The 234-nt window shown below is 36.8% G+C and carries 1 protein-coding gene; it reads left to right on the top strand.

Going from position 1 to position 234, the window contains the following annotated elements; genetic code table 11:
* Positions 1 to 234, top strand: a 234-nt coding sequence (locus ACFINO_RS11265; protein WP_375655936.1) for an ATP-binding protein, incomplete at both ends; no start/stop codon positions are given.

Genomic DNA, 234 nt, shown 5'->3' with positions numbered 1-234 from the left:
TGTTTGTGCTTTCAAGAAAAAAAATAACCTTGTTTGTAGAATTAAAGATACAGGCGTTGGCATTCCCCAATCAGCAATCAAAAAACTCGGACAACCTTTTGAACAAGTTGAAAATCAACTCACGAAAACCCATACCGGCTCAGGTCTTGGGTTAGCCATTTCACGCTCTTTGCTAGAATTACACAAAGGAAAACTTGAAATTATCTCTAAAGAAATGAAAGGTACAACTGTAAC

Source organism: Bartonella sp. AA83SXKL (assembly GCF_042196965.1).
Classification (GTDB): domain Bacteria; phylum Pseudomonadota; class Alphaproteobacteria; order Rhizobiales; family Rhizobiaceae; genus Bartonella.
The sequence above is the reverse complement of the archived record's forward strand: the minus strand, read 5'-3'. Positions and strand labels throughout refer to the sequence as shown.